Consider the following 14881-nt stretch of genomic DNA (forward strand, 5'->3'; position numbering starts at 1 on the left):
AGAAGGCGCCGGCGTGCCGCGCCTACCCTCCAGATGATTGAACAGCCAAATGGAGGGTGGTCACGCGGGTTGAATCGTGCCAGCGCCGCACGTCGTGCCACGTCACCGCACGTCACCCCGCGTCAGGTCAGCGCAATGCCGCCGTCGACGCGCAGGTTCACGCCGGTGATGAAGCTGCCCTCGCTGCCGGCCAGCAGCAGCGCCGCCGCCGCGATCTCCTCGGCGCGGCCCAGGCGGCCGAGCGGAATGGCGCCCGCCACGGCGGCCTCGAAGGCGGGGCGGTCGGCCGCCGCCACGCCCAGCTTGCCAAGGATCGGCGTATCGACCGGGCCGGGGCTGATGACGTTGACGCGGATGCCGCGCGCCTTGAACTCCAGCGCCCAGCTCTGCGCAAACGCCTCGATCGCAGCCTTGCTGCCGGCGTAGACCGCGTGGCCGTCCAGCACCTTGGCCGTGGCGATCGAGCTGACCAGCAGGATCGCCCCGCCATCGCGCAGCACCGGCGCAATCTTCTGCACGCCGAAGAACGCCGCCCGCGTGTTGGTGGCGAAATGCGCGTCGTACTCGTCCACGCTCACCTCGTTCGATGCCGTGATCTGGTTCATGCCGGCGTTGGCCACGTAGATGTCGGCGCCGCCGAACTTCTCCGCCACCAGCGCCGCCACGCGGTCGTGCGTGGCCAGGTCGGCGATGTCGCCGGTCAGGCCAACGGCCTGCGGGCCCAGCCCGTCCACCGCCGCTGCCACCGCGTTGGCGCGGCGCCCGACGATGACCACCTGTGCGCCCTCGTCGACAAAACGCCGCGCCATCGCCAGTCCGATGCCACTGTTGCCGCCCGTGACGACGGCGACCTTTCCTGCCAGCTTGCTCATGATGCTGCTCCGTGTTGGGTACGGCGCCGACTCTACGGCAGCGCGCCGGGCCCGGGCAGCCCTACAATGCACCGATCACTTGTGCCAATTTGTCATCCATGTCGATGGAACGCCTGCACGGCCTGTCTGCCTTTGTCCGCGCCGTGGAAGCCGGATCGTTCACCGCTGCCGCCCGGCTGCTCGGTACCACGCCTTCGGCCGTATCGAAGAGCATCTCGCGGCTGGAGGCGCGGCTGGGCGCCAGGCTGTTCCACCGCTCCACGCGCGCCTTCGTGCTGACCGACGAAGGCAACGCCTACTACGGCCGCGTGGCGCCGCTGGTGCGCGGGCTGGAAGAAGCCAGCGAGGTGCTGGCCCGCCCGACGGCGGCCGTGGGCCGGCTGCGCGTGAGCATGCCGAGCGACCTGGGGCGGACGCTGCTGGGGCCCATCACGGCGACGCTGCTGCCACGCCATCCGCGCCTGTCGCTCGATGTCAGCGTGACAGACCAGCACGTCGACCTGATCCGCGAAGGCTTCGACCTGGCCCTGCGTGCCGGGCACCCCGGCGACAGCGGCCTGTACGCGCGCCCGCTGGCAGACCTGCCGCTGGTGCTGGTGGCGTCTCCGGCCTACCTGGCTAGCCACGGCGAGCCGCGCACGGTGGCCGACCTGTCCCGCCACCGCCACGTGCGCTACCGGCTGGCCGGCCAGCCGCTGCCGATCACGTTCGCCGACGGGCTGCGGCTACCCGTGGACGGCACGTTCGACACCGACAGCGGCGAAGCCATGCGCGTGGCCGCCGTCAACGGGCTTGGCATCGCGCAACTGCTGCGCACCATCGTGCAGGACGACCTCGCCGCCGGCCGCCTGCGCCAGGTACTGCCCGACGCCCCGCTGCGCGCGGTGCCTCTGCAAGTGCTGCACGGCTTCGGCCGCCGCCTGCCCACGCGCGCCAGGGTCTTCGTGGATTTCGTGGCGGCCGAACTGGGCGGCACAAGGTAATACGGCGCAGCAGGAATGCGGTGTTTTTGCTCCCCTCTCCCGCCCGCGGGAGAGGGGTTGGGGGAGAGGGGCGTCGAGCTTCAAATTGCGACTTGTCGCCGATGGAACCGCCTGCCCTCACCCCCCACCCCAGCAAACAACGCCACCCTGCATTACCATGGCCCCTTTCGCCCAAACGACACCGCCACATGACTGCCCTGTCCGATTTCCCGATCACCGGCAAATGGCCGGCGCAACACCCCGACCGCCTGCAGCTCTACTCGCTGAACACGCCCAACGGCATCAAGGTCTCGCTGATGCTGGAGGAAACGGGCCTGCCGTATGAGCCGCAGCTTGTGCGGTTCGACAAGAACGACCAGACCTCGCCGGAATTCCTGTCGCTGAACCCGAACAACAAGATCCCGGCGATCATCGATCCCAATGGCCCGGGCGGCCAGCCGCTGGCGCTGTGGGAATCGGGTGCGATCCTGGTGTACCTGGCCGAGAAGACCGGCAAGTTCATGGCCGCCGATCCGGCGCTGCGCTACGAGACGATCCAGTGGGTCATGTGGCAGATGGGCGGCATCGGGCCGATGTTTGGCCAGGTCGGCTTCTTCCACAAGTTCGCCGGCAAGGACTACGAGGACAAGCGTCCGCGTGACCGCTACGTGGCGGAGTCGAAGCGGCTGCTGAACGTGCTGAATGACCGGCTCAAGGGCCGCCAGTGGATCATGGGCGACGACTACACGATTGCCGATATCGCCACGTTCCCGTGGGTGCGCAACCTGCTGGGGTTCTACGAGGCAGGCGAACTCGTCGGCATCCAGGACTTCCCCGAGGTGTCGCGCGTGCTGGCGGCCTTCGAGGCGCGCCCGGCCGTGCAGCGCGCGGTCAACATCCCCAAGCGTCCGGAATGACGCCTAGGCGGCGTAGCCCAGCAACGTGCTGATGGCCGCCGCCTCTTCGCGCACGGCGCGGCCGATGGGTCCGTCCAGCGACGCATCGAAGCCGCCCGTGGCGCCCAGCGCGGTCAGCACCGCGCAGACGCGGCCCGTGTAGTCGCGCACCGGCGCCGCCACGGCGCTGATCCCCTTCAGGTTGGTATCGCGCACCGCCGCGCAGCCCTGCGCGCGCACGGGCTCGCGCAGCACGCCGAGCGGGTCGTCGGCGTCCAGGTCGGCGCGTTGCGCTGGCGGCAGCGCATCCAGTTCGGCCCGCGCCAGCGCCTGCACGTTCGAGTCGTCGAGCAGGCCCAGGAAGACGCGGCCCGTGGCCGACCACAGCAGCGGCATTACCGATCCCACCCGCACATTCACCGTCACCGGCAGGCCCGGTTCCTCGATCCGCACGATGGTCGGCCCCTTGTTGCCCATCACCGTGATGAAGCACGTCACTTCCAGCCGCTCGCGCAGGCGTACCAGCGGCGCCTCGGCCAGCCGGATCGGGTCGGCCTGGCGCATCGCGGCCAGCCCGATCTGCAGCGCCTCGATACCCAGGTGGTACTGCTGCGTATTGGCCTCCTGCGCCACAAAGCCCTGCTCGACCAGGCTCACCAGGTAGCGGTGGACCTTGGCCGGGCTTTCGTCGATCTCGGCCGCGATGGCCGTCAGGCTGGCGCGGCCGCCCAGGCGGGCCAGCGCCTTGAGCACGGCCATGCCGGTTTCGGCGGCCTGCACGCGCTGGCGGCGCTCGCGGGGACGGGGGGTGGAGGCGGCGGACGTAGACATGGGGCCGGAGGTTAACCCTCATTTCTGGATTACGCAATGCGTATATGATTTACGCAAAACGGCCCAACCACCATCCGGCCAAATACCAAGGAGACAACCCGATGCCCCGCTACCAGCCCGCCGCGCTGCTGGCCGTAACCCTTGCCACGGCGCTGGGCGCCGCGCCAGCCGTGGCCGCCGATGCCTATCCCGCCAAGCCCATCCGCTGGATCGTGCCGTATCCGGCCGGCGGCGGCTCCGACTTCCTGGCGCGCACGATCGGCCAGGGGCTGTCCGCCCGCGTGGGCCAGCCCGTGGTGGTGGACAACAAGCCGGGCGGCAACACCGCCATCGGCGCGTCGGAAACCGCGCGCGCCGCCGCCGATGGCTACACCGTGCTGTCGGCCGACAACGGCACGCTGGTCTTCAATCCCGCGCTGTACAAAAGCCTGTCCTACAACCCCACGCGCGATCTGGCCCCCGTGACGCTGCTGGGCCGCTTTCCGATGATCCTCGTGGTCGGCCCCGGTACGCAGGCCAAGACCGCGCAGGAGTTCATCGCGCAGGTCAAGGCAACGCCGGGCGGCGTGAACTACGGCTCGGCCGGCGCCGGCAGCCCGCACCACCTGGCCATGGAGTTGCTGAAGACCGAGGCGCACCTGACGATGACGCACGCGCCCTATCGCGGCGCCGCGCCGGCGCTGTCCGACGTGGCCGCCGGCCAGATTCCCGCGATGATGGTCGACTACGCGGCCGGCGCCGGCTTCATCAAGGGCGCCAAGGTGCGCCCGCTGGCCGTGGCCAATGCCACACGCCTGCCGCAGTTGCCCGACGTGCCGACCTTTGCCGAACTGGGCTACAAGAACGTGGAAGCGGCGGCGCTGGTCGGCATGGTGGTGCCGGCCGCCACGCCACCGGACGTGATCGGCACGCTGAACCGGCAGGTGGTGGCGGCGGTCAGGGACCCGGCCATCAACAAGAAGCTGGTGGACTTTGGCGTGGAGCCGGTGGGCAACACGCCGGCCCAGTTTGCCGACCTGCTGCGCAGCGAGACCGCGCGCTGGACCCGCCTGATCCACGACCTGAAGATCTCGCTCGACTGACGCCCCGCATTGCCGTTGGAGTACCGCATGACCCAGCCCACCCCGCCGGCGCCGCGCGCCGGCTGCCCGATCGACCACACCGCGCTGCGCGCGCCCAACGGCTGCCCGGTCAGCCACAACGCCGCCGCGTTCGACCCGTTCGAGGACGGCTACCAGCAGGACCCGCCCGACTACGTGCGCTGGTCGCGCGAGCAGGAGCCCGTGTTCTACAGCCCGCGGCTGGGCTACTGGGTGGTCACGCGCTACGACGACATCAAGGCCATCTTCCGCGACAACCTCACGTTCAGCCCCGCCATCGCGCTGGAGAAGATCACTCCCACCGGCGACGCCGCCAACGCGGTGCTGGCGTCGTACGGCTATGCGATGAACCGCACGCTGGTCAACGAGGACGAGCCCGCGCACATGCCGCGCCGCCGCGCGCTGATGGAGCCGTTCACGCCGGCCGAGCTGATGCACCACGAGCCGCTGGTACGGCGGCTGGCGCGCGAGTACGTCGACCGCTTCATCGACGACGGCCGCGCCGACCTGGTCGACCAGATGCTCTGGGAGGTACCGCTGACCGTGGCCCTGCACTTCCTGGGCGTGCCCGAGGAAGACATGGACCTGCTGCGCCAGTACTCCATTGCACACACGGTCAACACCTGGGGCCGGCCCAGGCCCGAGGAACAGGTGGCCGTGGCCCATGCCGTGGGCAACTTCTGGCAGCTCGCGGGCCGCATCCTCGACAAGATGCGCGCGGACCCGTCGGGACCCGGCTGGATGCAGTACGGCATCCGCAAGCAGCAGGAACTGCCCGACGTGGTCACCGATTCCTACCTGCACTCGATGATGATGGCCGGCATCGTGGCCGCGCACGAGACCACGGCCAATGCGTCGGCCAATGCAATCAAGCTGCTGCTGCAGCATCCCGACGTCTGGCGCGAGATCTGCGACGACCCCGCGCTGATCCCGAACGCGGTGGAGGAATGCCTGCGCCACAACGGCTCGGTGGCCGCGTGGCGCCGCGTGGTGACGCAGGACACCGAGGTCGGCGGCATCCCGCTCGCGGCCGGCAGCAAGCTGCTGATCGTGACCGCGTCGGCCAACCATGACGAGCGGCACTTTGCCGATGCCGACCTGTTCGACATCCACCGTGACAACGCCAGCGACCAGCTGACGTTTGGCTACGGCGCGCACCAGTGCATGGGCAAGAACCTGGCGCGCATGGAGATGCAGGTCTTCCTGGAGGAACTGACCAGCCGCCTGCCCCACCTGCGGCTGGCCGAGCAGACCTTCACCTACGTGCCGAACACGTCGTTCCGCGGGCCGGAGCACCTGTGGGTCGAATGGGACCCGGCGCGCAATCCGGAACGCACCAACCCGGCCGTGCTGGCGCCGCGCGACGCGGTGCGCATCGGCGAGCCCACCGGCAGCATCGGCCGCACGCTGGTGGTGGCATCGGTGACGCCGGCCGCGCAGGACGTGCTGCGCATCCGCCTGGTGGCGCCCGACGGCCGCCCGCTGCCGCGCTGGTCGCCCGGCTCGCACATCGACGTGGAATGCGGCAGCACCGGCATCTCGCGCCAGTATTCGCTGTGCGGCGATCCGGCCGATGCCGGCGCGTTCGAGATTGCCGTGCTGCGCGAAGCGGAAAGCCGCGGCGGCTCGGCCTGGATCCACGCCAGCCTGCGCGCCGGCGACCGGCTCAAGGTGCGCGGCCCGCGCAACCACTTCCGGCTCGACGAAGGCTGCCGCCGGGCGCTCTTCATCGCCGGCGGCATCGGCATCACGCCGGTCAGCGCGATGGCGCGCCGCGCGCGCGAGCTGGGCATCGACTACGCGATCCACTACTGCGGCCGCTCGCGCGCGGCCATGGCCATGCTCGACGAACTGGCCGCGCTGCATGGCAGCCGCCTGCACGTACACGCCCGCGACGCGGGCAGCCGCGCCGACCTTGCCGCGATCGTCGGCACGCCCGACGGCATCACGCAGGTCTACGCCTGCGGCCCGGCCCGCATGATCGAGGGGCTGGAAGCCGCCTGCGCCGCCTGGCCCGCCGACACGCTGCGCGTGGAACATTTCAGCTCGCAGCTCGGCACGCTGGACCCATCAAAGGAACAGCCGTTCACGGTGGAGCTGAAGGACTCGGGCCTGACGCTGGAAGTGCCGGCCGACCAGACACTGCTGACGGCCCTGCGCTGCGCCAACATCGACGTGCAGAGCGACTGCGAGGAAGGGCTGTGCGGATCGTGCGAAGTCCGCGTGCTGTCCGGCGACATCGACCATCGCGACGTGGTGCTCACGCGCACCGAACGCGAGGCCAACGACCGCATGATGTCGTGCTGCTCGCGGGCGAAGACGGGCGGGAGGATTGTGTTGGCGTTGTGAGGGTGCACCCACGACCTGCTACGTCCCGTTGTTTGCTCCCCTCTCCCGCGATGCGGGAGAGGGGTCGGGGGTGAGGGCAGGCGACGCAAGACGCGACCATCGCAGTTTGAACCGCTGGCCCTCACCCCAGCCCCTCTCCCGCGATGCGGGAGAGGGGAGCAAACCCGCGCAGATCACCACGTCCACCCACCGCACGACCCCACGCTCACCCCCTCCCCCGCCGCCCCTTCCGCTGTCCGGCCGCATGTTCCTGGATCACCGCGATCAACGCGCGCAGCGCCGCCGGTGCATGGCGGCGGCTCGGGTAGTACAGGCATAGCCCGTCCAGCGGGGGCGTCCAGTCTTCCAGCACGCGCACGAGCGTGCCGGCTGCCAGGTCGGCGGCCACGTTCCATTCGGTCAGGTAGGCCAGCCCCACGCCCGCACGCGCCGCGGCCAGCATCAGGCCGGCGTCGTCGAGCGTCAGCGCGCCGGGGCCGTCGAGGCGCACCGTTTCGCCGTGGCGCTCGAATTCCCACTGGTAGATCGTGCCGCTCGGCATCCGGCTGCGGATGCACTGGTGGCCCTTCAGGTCGGCCGGTGTGCGCGGCTTGCGATGGCTGGCGAAGTAGGCCGGGCTGCCCACCACGGCAAAGCGCTGGCGGTCGCCGAACGGCACGGCCACCATGTCCTGCGGCACCGTGCCGGCCAGCCGGATGCCCGCGTCGAAGCCCTCCACGACGATGTCGATCAGCTTGCCCTCGGTGACGATGTCGAGCCTCACGTCCGGATAGCGTGCCAGGAACGCGACGAAGACCGGCATCACCTGGTGCGCCGCGCCAGCCGACGTGTTGATCCGCAGCGTGCCGGACGGCTGGCTGCCCAGGCTGCCGGCCTGGTCGATGGCGTCGCGGATTGTCGACAAGGCCGGCGCCACGCTGGCCACGAACTGCGCGCCGGCTTCGGACAGCGACACGCTGCGCGTGGTCCGGTTGAACAGCCGCACGCCGATGCGCGACTCCAGCGCGGCCACCGCATGGCTCAGTGCCGACGTCGACACGCCCATCTCGGCCGCCGCCGCGCGGAAGCTGCGATGGCGCGCCACGGCCAGCACGGCTTCCAGCTCTCCCAGACCCGAAGTACGCATTGTCCTAAATCGTTTAACGAGACATATACGATTGTATGTCTAGTCAACACAATGCCGGCGGCCTATCTTGGTCACAACGCAACCACGTCTCAGGCATACACCATGCATCGCATCGACAGGATCTACATTGACGGAGCCTTTGTCACACCGCACGGTGACGAGCGCTTCGACCTCTTCAATCCGGCCACCGAGGCCGTGATCGGCCATGTCCGGCTGGCCGATGCCGTGGACGCCGACCTGGCCGTGGCCGCCGCCCGGCGCGCGTTCCCGGCGTTCTCGCGCACGTCGCCGCAGATGCGGGTCGACATGCTGCGCCGCATGCACGAGGCCGTGCGTGCCCGCGAGGACGACCTGCTGGAGGCCATCGTCGAGGAATACGGCGCCCCGGCGTCGCGCGCACGGTGGATGGCACGCCATGCCAGCGAGGTGCTGCGCGACGCCGCCGCCGTGCTGGAAAACTACCCGTTCACGCGCCGCGTGGGCACGTCGGAAGTGGTGATGCAGCCGATTGGCGTGGCCGGGCTGATTACGCCGTGGAACAACGACGCCGGCTTCATCACCGGCAAGCTGGCGGCGGCGCTGGCGGCCGGCTGCACCGCCGTGGTGAAACCGAGCGAAATGAGCGGCCTGCAGACGCAGGTGGTGACCGAGGCGCTGCACGCGGCCGACGTGCCGCGCGGCGTGTTCAACATCGTCACCGGCCGGGGCGATACGGTCGGCGCGGCGCTGGTGGCGCACCCGGACGTGGCCAAGCTGTCGTTCACGGGGTCCACGGCCGTTGGCAAGGGCATCCTGCGCACGGCGGCCGAATCGCTGAAGCGGACCACGCTGGAACTGGGCGGCAAGTCGCCAGTGATCGTGCTGGACGATGCCGACCTGACGCAGGCCGCGACGCTGGCGCTGCAGGCCGGCTTCATGAACAGCGGGCAGGCGTGCATCGCCGGCACGCGCATCCTGGTGCCGCAGGCGCGGCTCAAGGCGTTCGAGGCCAGCCTGGTGTCGGCCATGGCCGATGTCCGCGCGGGCGACCCGCGCGACGCCGCCACGACGATCGGGCCGATGGTCAGCGAGAAGCAGTGGCAGCGCGTGCAGCGCTACATCCGCGTCGGCATTGCCGAGGGTGCCCGGCTGATTGCCGGCGGCGAGGGGCGGCCGGCCGGCATCGGCGCCGGGTGGTTCGTGCGTCCCACGGTGTTCAGCGACGTCACCAACGACATGACGATTGCCCGCGAAGAAATCTTCGGGCCGGTGCTGTCGATCCTGACCTATCGCGACGAGGCGGACGCCATCTCGATTGCCAACGACACGCCGTACGGGCTGCAGGCGTACGTGGTGTCGGCCGACCCGGCGCGCGCCCGCGAGGTGGCCGGCCGCATCGACGCCGGGCGCGTGCTGGTCAATACGGTCGCGCACGATCCGGCCGCGCCGTTCGGCGGATTCAAGCAGTCGGGGCTCGGCCGCGAATACGGCACTTACGGGATCGAGGCGTTCCTGGAAACCAAGGCGGTGCTCGGCGTGGCGTGATGCCGGCGGCGCCCGGCGCATGACGACCGGGTGTCCGTATCGCCGGCATTCCCCACAGGCGGCGCCCGGTCAGCGCCGGAACCAGATCAGCGACAGCGCGCCGGCCAGCAGCAACAGCAGGCCGGAAGCCGCCGCGAACAGCGCGCCAACCTCGGTCTCGCGCCGTTCCAGCGCAAAACGGGCGCTCAACTGGCGATAGACGCGGCTCAGGTCGGCCGCCGATCCGGCCTGGAAGTACTCGCCGCCGGTAATCGTCGCCACCGCGCGCAGCGCCGGTTCGTCGAGCTGCATGAAGTACGACAGCACCGGCTCGCCCGGCACCGCGCCGCCCTGCACCGAACCGAAGCCGACCGTGTAGACACGTACGCCGCGCTGCGCGGCCATGCGCGCGGCATCCAGCGGATCGGGGCCCGTGGTGCGGCGCCCGTCGCTGAGCAGGATCACCGCGCCGTGGCGATAGGTGCCCGGCTGCACCGGCTGGCGCTGCTTCTCGCGCTTGCGGGCGGCATCGGCCGCGGCGGCCTCGTCCAGCGACGTGGCCGGGCGGCCACCCAGCACCGATGCATCGTTGAACAGCACGGCCTCCAGGTCTATCCCGTCGTCGGGAAACAGCACGGCCAGCGCCTGGATCAGCCCGCTGCCGGTGGCCGTGCCGCGCTGCAACTGAAAGCGGTCCAGCGCGTCGAGCATGTCCTGCCGGTTCTCGGTCGGCGCCAGCACCTGGGCGGCCGTGGCCGCGAACGAGACGATGCCCAGCCGCACGCTCGACGGCAGCCCCACCACGAGGTCCCGCGCGGCCTGCTGCGCCGCGGCGATTCGCGTCGGGGCCACGTCGGTGGCCTCCATGCTGCGCGATACATCCATGGCCAGCACCAGCGTGATGGTGTCCGACGGCAGCGTGATCGTGGCGCTCGGCCGCGCGCACGCCAGCAGCGCCGCGCCAAGCGACAGCAGGAAAAGGACGGGGGGAATATGGCGCCGCAGGCGCTGGCCGGGGCCCAGCGCGGCGCGCGGTAATGCAAGGCTGGCATAGAGCAGGGCCGCCTTCTTGCGCCGGGCGATCAGATACAGATAGGCGGCCGCCAGCAGTGGTAGCAAAAGCAGCAGCCAGAGCATTTGCGGCCAGAGAAACTGCATGCCCTGCTCCTTGGCGCGTGGGTAAGAGGATGGTACTGTATTTTCCACGGCGCGATGGCAACCAGGGGTAGCGATGAAACGCGTGACGATCTACGGGTTGGTTTCCATGGCCGTCGCCCTGGTCTTTGCCGCCGGCGTCGGTGTCGCGTGGCTCACGCAGCCACCCCCGCGCAAGCTCACCCAGGCGGATATCGACGCCGCCGTGATGCACACCCTGCAGACCAAACCCCTGCCCTCGCAGACCGCGCGCGCCGCCGAGGCCATCCGCGAATCGGTGGTCGAGATCCGCAGCTATGCGCCCGACAAGGCCGCGGAAAAGCCGGCCGAGAAACCGCCTGAAGCCAAGCCGGCACCCAAGCCCCGGCGCGGCCAGCCCGAGGCCAAGGGCAAGGCGGCGCCAAAGACGCCGCCGTCGCCGCGCGAGGAATCGGCCATCGTCGAAGCGCCCAAGGGCAAGGACACCCCGGCCAGCAAGTCGGAAGCGCGCCACATTGGCTCGGGCGTGGTGGTCACCGAGACCGGCACCATCATCACCAACTACCACGTCGTGGCCGACGCCACGCGCCTGGAAGTGCGCTTCCACAATGGCCAGACGTCCGAGGCGTCAGTGCTGCAGGCCATTCCCGAGAAAGACCTCGCCATCGTCCAGCCAAAGTCGATCCCCGACGACCTGCCGGCCGCCACGCTGGGCTCCAGCCAGGCGCTGGTGCCGGGCACCGAGGTGGTGGCCGTCGGCTTTCCGTTCGGCATCGGGCCATCGGTATCGGCGGGCGTGATCTCGGGGCTGGACCGCCAGTTCGTGTCGCCCGACCGCAAGCAGAACCTGGACAAGCTGATCCAGTTCGACGCCGCGGCCAACCCCGGCAACTCGGGCGGGCCGCTGGTCAACATGAACGGCGAGGTGGTGGGCATCGTCACCGCCATCCTGAACCCGAATCCGAGCGGCACCTTCCTTGGCATCGGCTTTGCCATCACGATCGAAAGTGCCGGCATGGCCCTTGGTTCCTCACCCTTCTAGACGCGGAGGCCTATGAACGACCAATCCTGGGGCGCCCCTGACAGCGCCAGCCTGATGGAACGCCTGCTGTACGAGGTGAAACGCGTGGTGGTTGGCCAGGACCACTTCCTGGAGCGGGTGCTGGTGGCGATGCTGGCCGGCGGCCACCTGCTCGTGGAAGGGGTGCCCGGGCTGGCCAAGACGCTGACCGTCAACACGCTCGCCCGCACCATGAGCGGCACGTTCAAGCGCATCCAGTTCACGCCTGACCTGCTGCCGGCCGACCTGATCGGCACGCGCATGTACAACCAGGGCACCGGCGAGTTCTCCACCGTGCGCGGGCCCGTGTTCGCCCACCTGCTGCTGGCCGACGAGATCAACCGGGCACCGGCCAAGGTGCAGAGCGCGCTGCTGGAGGTGATGCAGGAAAAGCAGGTGACGATTGCCGGCGAATCGCATCCGGTGCCGTCGCCGTTCCTGGTCATGGCGACGCAGAACCCGATCGAGACCGAGGGCACCTACCCGCTGCCCGAGGCACAGGTGGACCGTTTCATGATGAAGGTGCTGGTGGGCTATCCCAGCGAGGAGGAAGAGGTCGTCATCGTCAACCGCGTCACCGGGCCGCGCATTGCCGTGAGCCCCATCGCCACGCCCGAGCACCTGGCGGCGCTGCAGGAAGAGTGCCGCAAGGTGTACGTGGACCCGGGGCTGATCCAGTACGCGGTGCGCGTGGTGGCGGCCACGCGCAAGCCCGGCGGCTACGGGCTGGAAGACCTGGACCGCTACGTGTCGTTCGGCGCCAGCCCGCGCGCGACCATCGGCCTGATCGAGGGCGCCCGCGCGCTGGCGTTCCTGCGCGGGCGCGACTACGCGCTGCCCGAGGACGTGATCGACCTGGTGCCCGACGTGCTGCGCCACCGCGTGGTGCTGTCGTACGAGGCCATCTCCGATGCCGTGACGGCCGACCAGCTCGTCGCCCGCATCCTGCAGGCGCTGCCGGTGCCCGAGCGGCCGATGGAATCCCATGTTCGGGCTGCTGCGCGGTAAGCGCCGCCAGGCGCCGCCGCTGGCCGTGGTACCGGCCAGCCCGGCCGCCGCGCACCTGGGCGCCCGCCAGACCGACGCGCTGCTGCGCCGGCTGGAATGGACCGTCGTGCGCCGGCTGGACGGCCTGCTGCAGGGCGACTACCGCACGCTGTTCCGCGGCTTCGGGCTGGACCTGGCCGACCTGCGCGAATACCACCCCGGCGACGACGTGCGCCACATCGACTGGAACGTCACCGCGCGGCTGCAGGTGCCGCACGTGCGCGAGTACCAGGAGGATCGCGAGGTGGCCGTGTGGTTCCTGCTGGACCTGAGCGGGTCGATCGACTTCGGCTCCGGCACCGTGCGCAAGCGCGACCTGCTGGCCGATTTCACCACGGTCATGGCGCTGCTGCTGACGCGCTACGGCAACCGCGTGGGCACCGTGCTCTATGGCGGCGCGGCCGACACCAGCCCGGCGGTGGTGCCCGCGCGCGCCGGCCGCCGGCACCTGCTGCATCTGCTGGACCGCATGCACGCCACGCCGCCCGCCGCGCCCGGCGACACCCGGCTGGAAGACCTGCTCAATCGCGCACGCGCCGTGGCGCGGCGGCGCTCGGTCATCTTCGTCGTGTCCGATTTCATCAGCGCGCCGGGCTGGCAGGCGGCGCTGGCGCTGCTGGCGCGCCGGCACGAGGTGGTGGCGGTGCGGCTGGTCGATCCGCTGGAACGGGCGCTGCCCGACCTGGGGCTGGTGGTGATGCAGGACGCCGAGACCGGCGAGCAGTTGTTCGTCGACACGCACGACCGGGGCTTTCGCAAGCGCTTTGCGGCGATGGCCGAGGCGCGCGAGGCCGAGCTGCATCAGGCGCTGGTGCGCGCGGGCGTGGACTGCCTGACGCTGTCCACCGATACCCGGCTCGATCTGGCGCTGCTGCAGTTTGCCCGCCAGCGCAGCCGACGGCTTGGCGGCGCGCGCGAAGCCAACCGGGGTACAGCGTGATCGACGCCATCGGGCGCCTGCCCGTCTTCAGCTTCCTGTGGCCCATCATGCTCTGGCTGCTGCCGTGCGTGGTGCTGGTGGCCGTGGGCTACGTCTGGCTCGATGCACGCCGGCGCCGCGCGCGCGCCCAATACCCCACGCTGCGGATGACCGGCGCGGCGGGCAAGCCCGTCACCGGCTGGCGGCGCCACGTGGCCCCGGTGCTGGCGCTGCTGGCGCTGGCCGCGTTCGTCGTCGCCATCGCGCGGCCGCAGGCCGTGATGATGCTGCCGTCGCGCATCGAGACCGTGATCCTGGTGATCGACCTGTCCGGCAGCATGCGGGCGCCGGACGTCAAGCCCACGCGCCTGCGCGCCGCGCAGAACGCGGCCAAGGTGCTGCTGGACGCGCAGCCGTCGGGCGTGAGCATGGGGCTGGTGGCGATGGCCGGCACGGCAGCCGTGGCGCAGGCGCCAAGCCGGCGCAAGGACGACGTGGCCGCCGCCATCGACAAGCTGCAGCCGCAGGGCGGCACCGCGCTGGGCAACGGCCTGCTGATTGCGCTGACCGCGCTGATGCCGCAACTGGCCGACGACGCCGCGCGGCTGATGAACGACGACAGCCCGAAATCCAGGCCGTTCACCCCGGACAGCGACGGCGTGGCGCCGGGGTCGTACGCGTCCGGCGCCATCGTGCTGTTCTCGGACGGCGAGAGCAACGCCGGTCCCGGCGCCGCGCTGGCCGCCCAGCTGGCCGCCGCCAATGGCGTGCGCATCTACACGGTGGGCGTGGGCACGCCCGAGGGCGTGGTGCTGAAGGCCGACGGCATGTCGGCCCGCGTGAAGCTCGACGAGCCCGTGCTGAAGCAGGTGGCCGATGTCACCGGCGCCGAGTACTTCCGGCTGGAGGATGCGTCGCGGCTCAAGTCGATCTACCGGGCCATCAACGCCCGGCTCAGCTACGGCAAGCGCGACCAGGTGGAGGTCACCGCGTTCTTCGCCGCGCTGGGCGCCTTGCTGGCCACCTGCGCCGCGCTGCTGTCGATGTGGTGGTTCGGCCGGGTGCTGTAGCGTCGCGCGCGC

The 14881-nt window shown here is 70.4% G+C and carries 13 protein-coding genes; 9 read left to right on the forward strand and 4 right to left on the reverse strand.

The window, feature by feature from the left end; genetic code table 11:
- Positions 1 to 122 precede the first annotated feature (122 nt).
- Positions 123 to 872, reverse strand: coding sequence for an SDR family NAD(P)-dependent oxidoreductase (locus EPAKOI_RS21440; protein WP_423193609.1), 750 nt, complete (start codon positions 870 to 872; stop codon positions 123 to 125).
- Between the two features lie 98 nt (positions 873 to 970).
- Here EPAKOI_RS21440 and EPAKOI_RS21445 point away from each other — a divergent pair, with 98 nt between their 5' ends.
- A complete protein-coding gene (locus EPAKOI_RS21445) occupies positions 971 to 1855 on the forward strand; it encodes a LysR family transcriptional regulator (protein ID WP_423193610.1) in 885 nt (294 codons plus the stop codon).
- 188 nt (positions 1856 to 2043) lie between these two features.
- Positions 2044 to 2751, forward strand: a complete 708-nt coding sequence (locus EPAKOI_RS21450; RefSeq protein ID WP_313840105.1) for a glutathione S-transferase N-terminal domain-containing protein — start codon at positions 2044 to 2046, stop codon at positions 2749 to 2751.
- Between the two features lie 3 nt (positions 2752 to 2754).
- On the opposite strand, the gene EPAKOI_RS21455 is transcribed toward EPAKOI_RS21450, so the two are convergent.
- Positions 2755 to 3561: an IclR family transcriptional regulator gene (locus EPAKOI_RS21455; protein WP_423193611.1), complete on the reverse strand. Its 807-nt coding sequence runs from the start codon at positions 3559 to 3561 to the stop codon at positions 2755 to 2757.
- Positions 3562 to 3662: 101 nt separating this feature from the next.
- Here EPAKOI_RS21455 and EPAKOI_RS21460 point away from each other — a divergent pair, with 101 nt between their 5' ends.
- A complete protein-coding gene (locus EPAKOI_RS21460; protein WP_423193612.1) occupies positions 3663 to 4643 on the forward strand; it encodes a Bug family tripartite tricarboxylate transporter substrate binding protein in 981 nt (326 codons plus the stop codon).
- A gap of 27 nt (positions 4644 to 4670) precedes the next feature.
- Positions 4671 to 7010, forward strand: coding sequence for a cytochrome P450/oxidoreductase (locus EPAKOI_RS21465; protein WP_423193613.1), 2340 nt, complete (start codon positions 4671 to 4673; stop codon positions 7008 to 7010).
- 205 nt (positions 7011 to 7215) lie between these two features.
- On the opposite strand, the gene EPAKOI_RS21470 is transcribed toward EPAKOI_RS21465, so the two are convergent.
- Positions 7216 to 8136, reverse strand: a complete 921-nt coding sequence (locus tag EPAKOI_RS21470; protein ID WP_124686286.1) for a LysR family transcriptional regulator — start codon at positions 8134 to 8136, stop codon at positions 7216 to 7218.
- 102 nt (positions 8137 to 8238) lie between these two features.
- On the opposite strand from EPAKOI_RS21470, the gene EPAKOI_RS21475 reads away from it, so the two are divergent.
- Positions 8239 to 9660, forward strand: a complete 1422-nt coding sequence (locus EPAKOI_RS21475; RefSeq protein WP_124686285.1) for an aldehyde dehydrogenase family protein — start codon at positions 8239 to 8241, stop codon at positions 9658 to 9660.
- Positions 9661 to 9729: 69 nt separating this feature from the next.
- Here EPAKOI_RS21475 and EPAKOI_RS21480 read toward each other — a convergent pair whose 3' ends face one another.
- On the reverse strand, positions 9730 to 10797 hold the full coding sequence (locus EPAKOI_RS21480) for a VWA domain-containing protein (protein ID WP_124686284.1): 1068 nt from the start codon (positions 10795 to 10797) through the stop codon (positions 9730 to 9732).
- A gap of 73 nt (positions 10798 to 10870) precedes the next feature.
- Between EPAKOI_RS21480 and EPAKOI_RS21485 the strand changes: the two genes are divergently transcribed.
- The 4 genes from EPAKOI_RS21485 to EPAKOI_RS21500 are packed head-to-tail and all read left to right on the forward strand — an operon-like array spanning position 10871 to position 14869.
- Positions 10871 to 11815: a S1C family serine protease gene (locus EPAKOI_RS21485; RefSeq protein WP_423193614.1), complete on the forward strand. Its 945-nt coding sequence runs from the start codon at positions 10871 to 10873 to the stop codon at positions 11813 to 11815.
- Between the two features lie 12 nt (positions 11816 to 11827).
- Positions 11828 to 12841, forward strand: coding sequence for an AAA family ATPase (locus EPAKOI_RS21490; protein ID WP_124686282.1), 1014 nt, complete (start codon positions 11828 to 11830; stop codon positions 12839 to 12841).
- A complete protein-coding gene (locus EPAKOI_RS21495) occupies positions 12819 to 13820 on the forward strand; it encodes a DUF58 domain-containing protein (protein ID WP_423193615.1) in 1002 nt (333 codons plus the stop codon). The genes EPAKOI_RS21490 and EPAKOI_RS21495 overlap by 23 nt, the downstream gene beginning before the upstream one ends.
- Complete coding sequence (locus EPAKOI_RS21500; RefSeq protein ID WP_423193616.1) at positions 13817 to 14869, forward strand: VWA domain-containing protein; 1053 nt, start codon at positions 13817 to 13819, stop codon at positions 14867 to 14869. The genes EPAKOI_RS21495 and EPAKOI_RS21500 overlap by 4 nt, the downstream gene beginning before the upstream one ends.
- Positions 14870 to 14881 lie beyond the last annotated feature (12 nt).

It is taken from the genome of Cupriavidus sp. H18C2, from assembly GCF_049393795.1.
In the GTDB taxonomy this organism is placed as follows: domain Bacteria; phylum Pseudomonadota; class Gammaproteobacteria; order Burkholderiales; family Burkholderiaceae; genus Cupriavidus; species Cupriavidus pauculus_C.

Bases quoted from the DNA above. Each gene is read 5' to 3' on its own strand.
- EPAKOI_RS21440 (WP_423193609.1), bottom strand. From the start codon at position 872: ATGAGCAAGCTGGCAGGAAAGGTCGCCGTCGTCACGGGCGGCAACAGT.
- EPAKOI_RS21445 (WP_423193610.1), top strand. From the start codon at position 971: ATGTCGATGGAACGCCTGCACGGCCTGTCTGCCTTTGTCCGCGCCGTG.
- EPAKOI_RS21450 (WP_313840105.1), top strand. From the start codon at position 2,044: ATGACTGCCCTGTCCGATTTCCCGATCACCGGCAAATGGCCGGCGCAA.
- EPAKOI_RS21455 (WP_423193611.1), bottom strand. From the start codon at position 3,561: ATGTCTACGTCCGCCGCCTCCACCCCCCGTCCCCGCGAGCGCCGCCAG.
- EPAKOI_RS21460 (WP_423193612.1), top strand. From the start codon at position 3,663: ATGCCCCGCTACCAGCCCGCCGCGCTGCTGGCCGTAACCCTTGCCACG.
- EPAKOI_RS21465 (WP_423193613.1), top strand. From the start codon at position 4,671: ATGACCCAGCCCACCCCGCCGGCGCCGCGCGCCGGCTGCCCGATCGAC.
- EPAKOI_RS21470 (WP_124686286.1), bottom strand. From the start codon at position 8,136: ATGCGTACTTCGGGTCTGGGAGAGCTGGAAGCCGTGCTGGCCGTGGCG.
- EPAKOI_RS21475 (WP_124686285.1), top strand. From the start codon at position 8,239: ATGCATCGCATCGACAGGATCTACATTGACGGAGCCTTTGTCACACCG.
- EPAKOI_RS21480 (WP_124686284.1), bottom strand. From the start codon at position 10,797: ATGCAGTTTCTCTGGCCGCAAATGCTCTGGCTGCTGCTTTTGCTACCA.
- EPAKOI_RS21485 (WP_423193614.1), top strand. From the start codon at position 10,871: ATGAAACGCGTGACGATCTACGGGTTGGTTTCCATGGCCGTCGCCCTG.
- EPAKOI_RS21490 (WP_124686282.1), top strand. From the start codon at position 11,828: ATGAACGACCAATCCTGGGGCGCCCCTGACAGCGCCAGCCTGATGGAA.
- EPAKOI_RS21495 (WP_423193615.1), top strand. From the start codon at position 12,819: ATGTTCGGGCTGCTGCGCGGTAAGCGCCGCCAGGCGCCGCCGCTGGCC.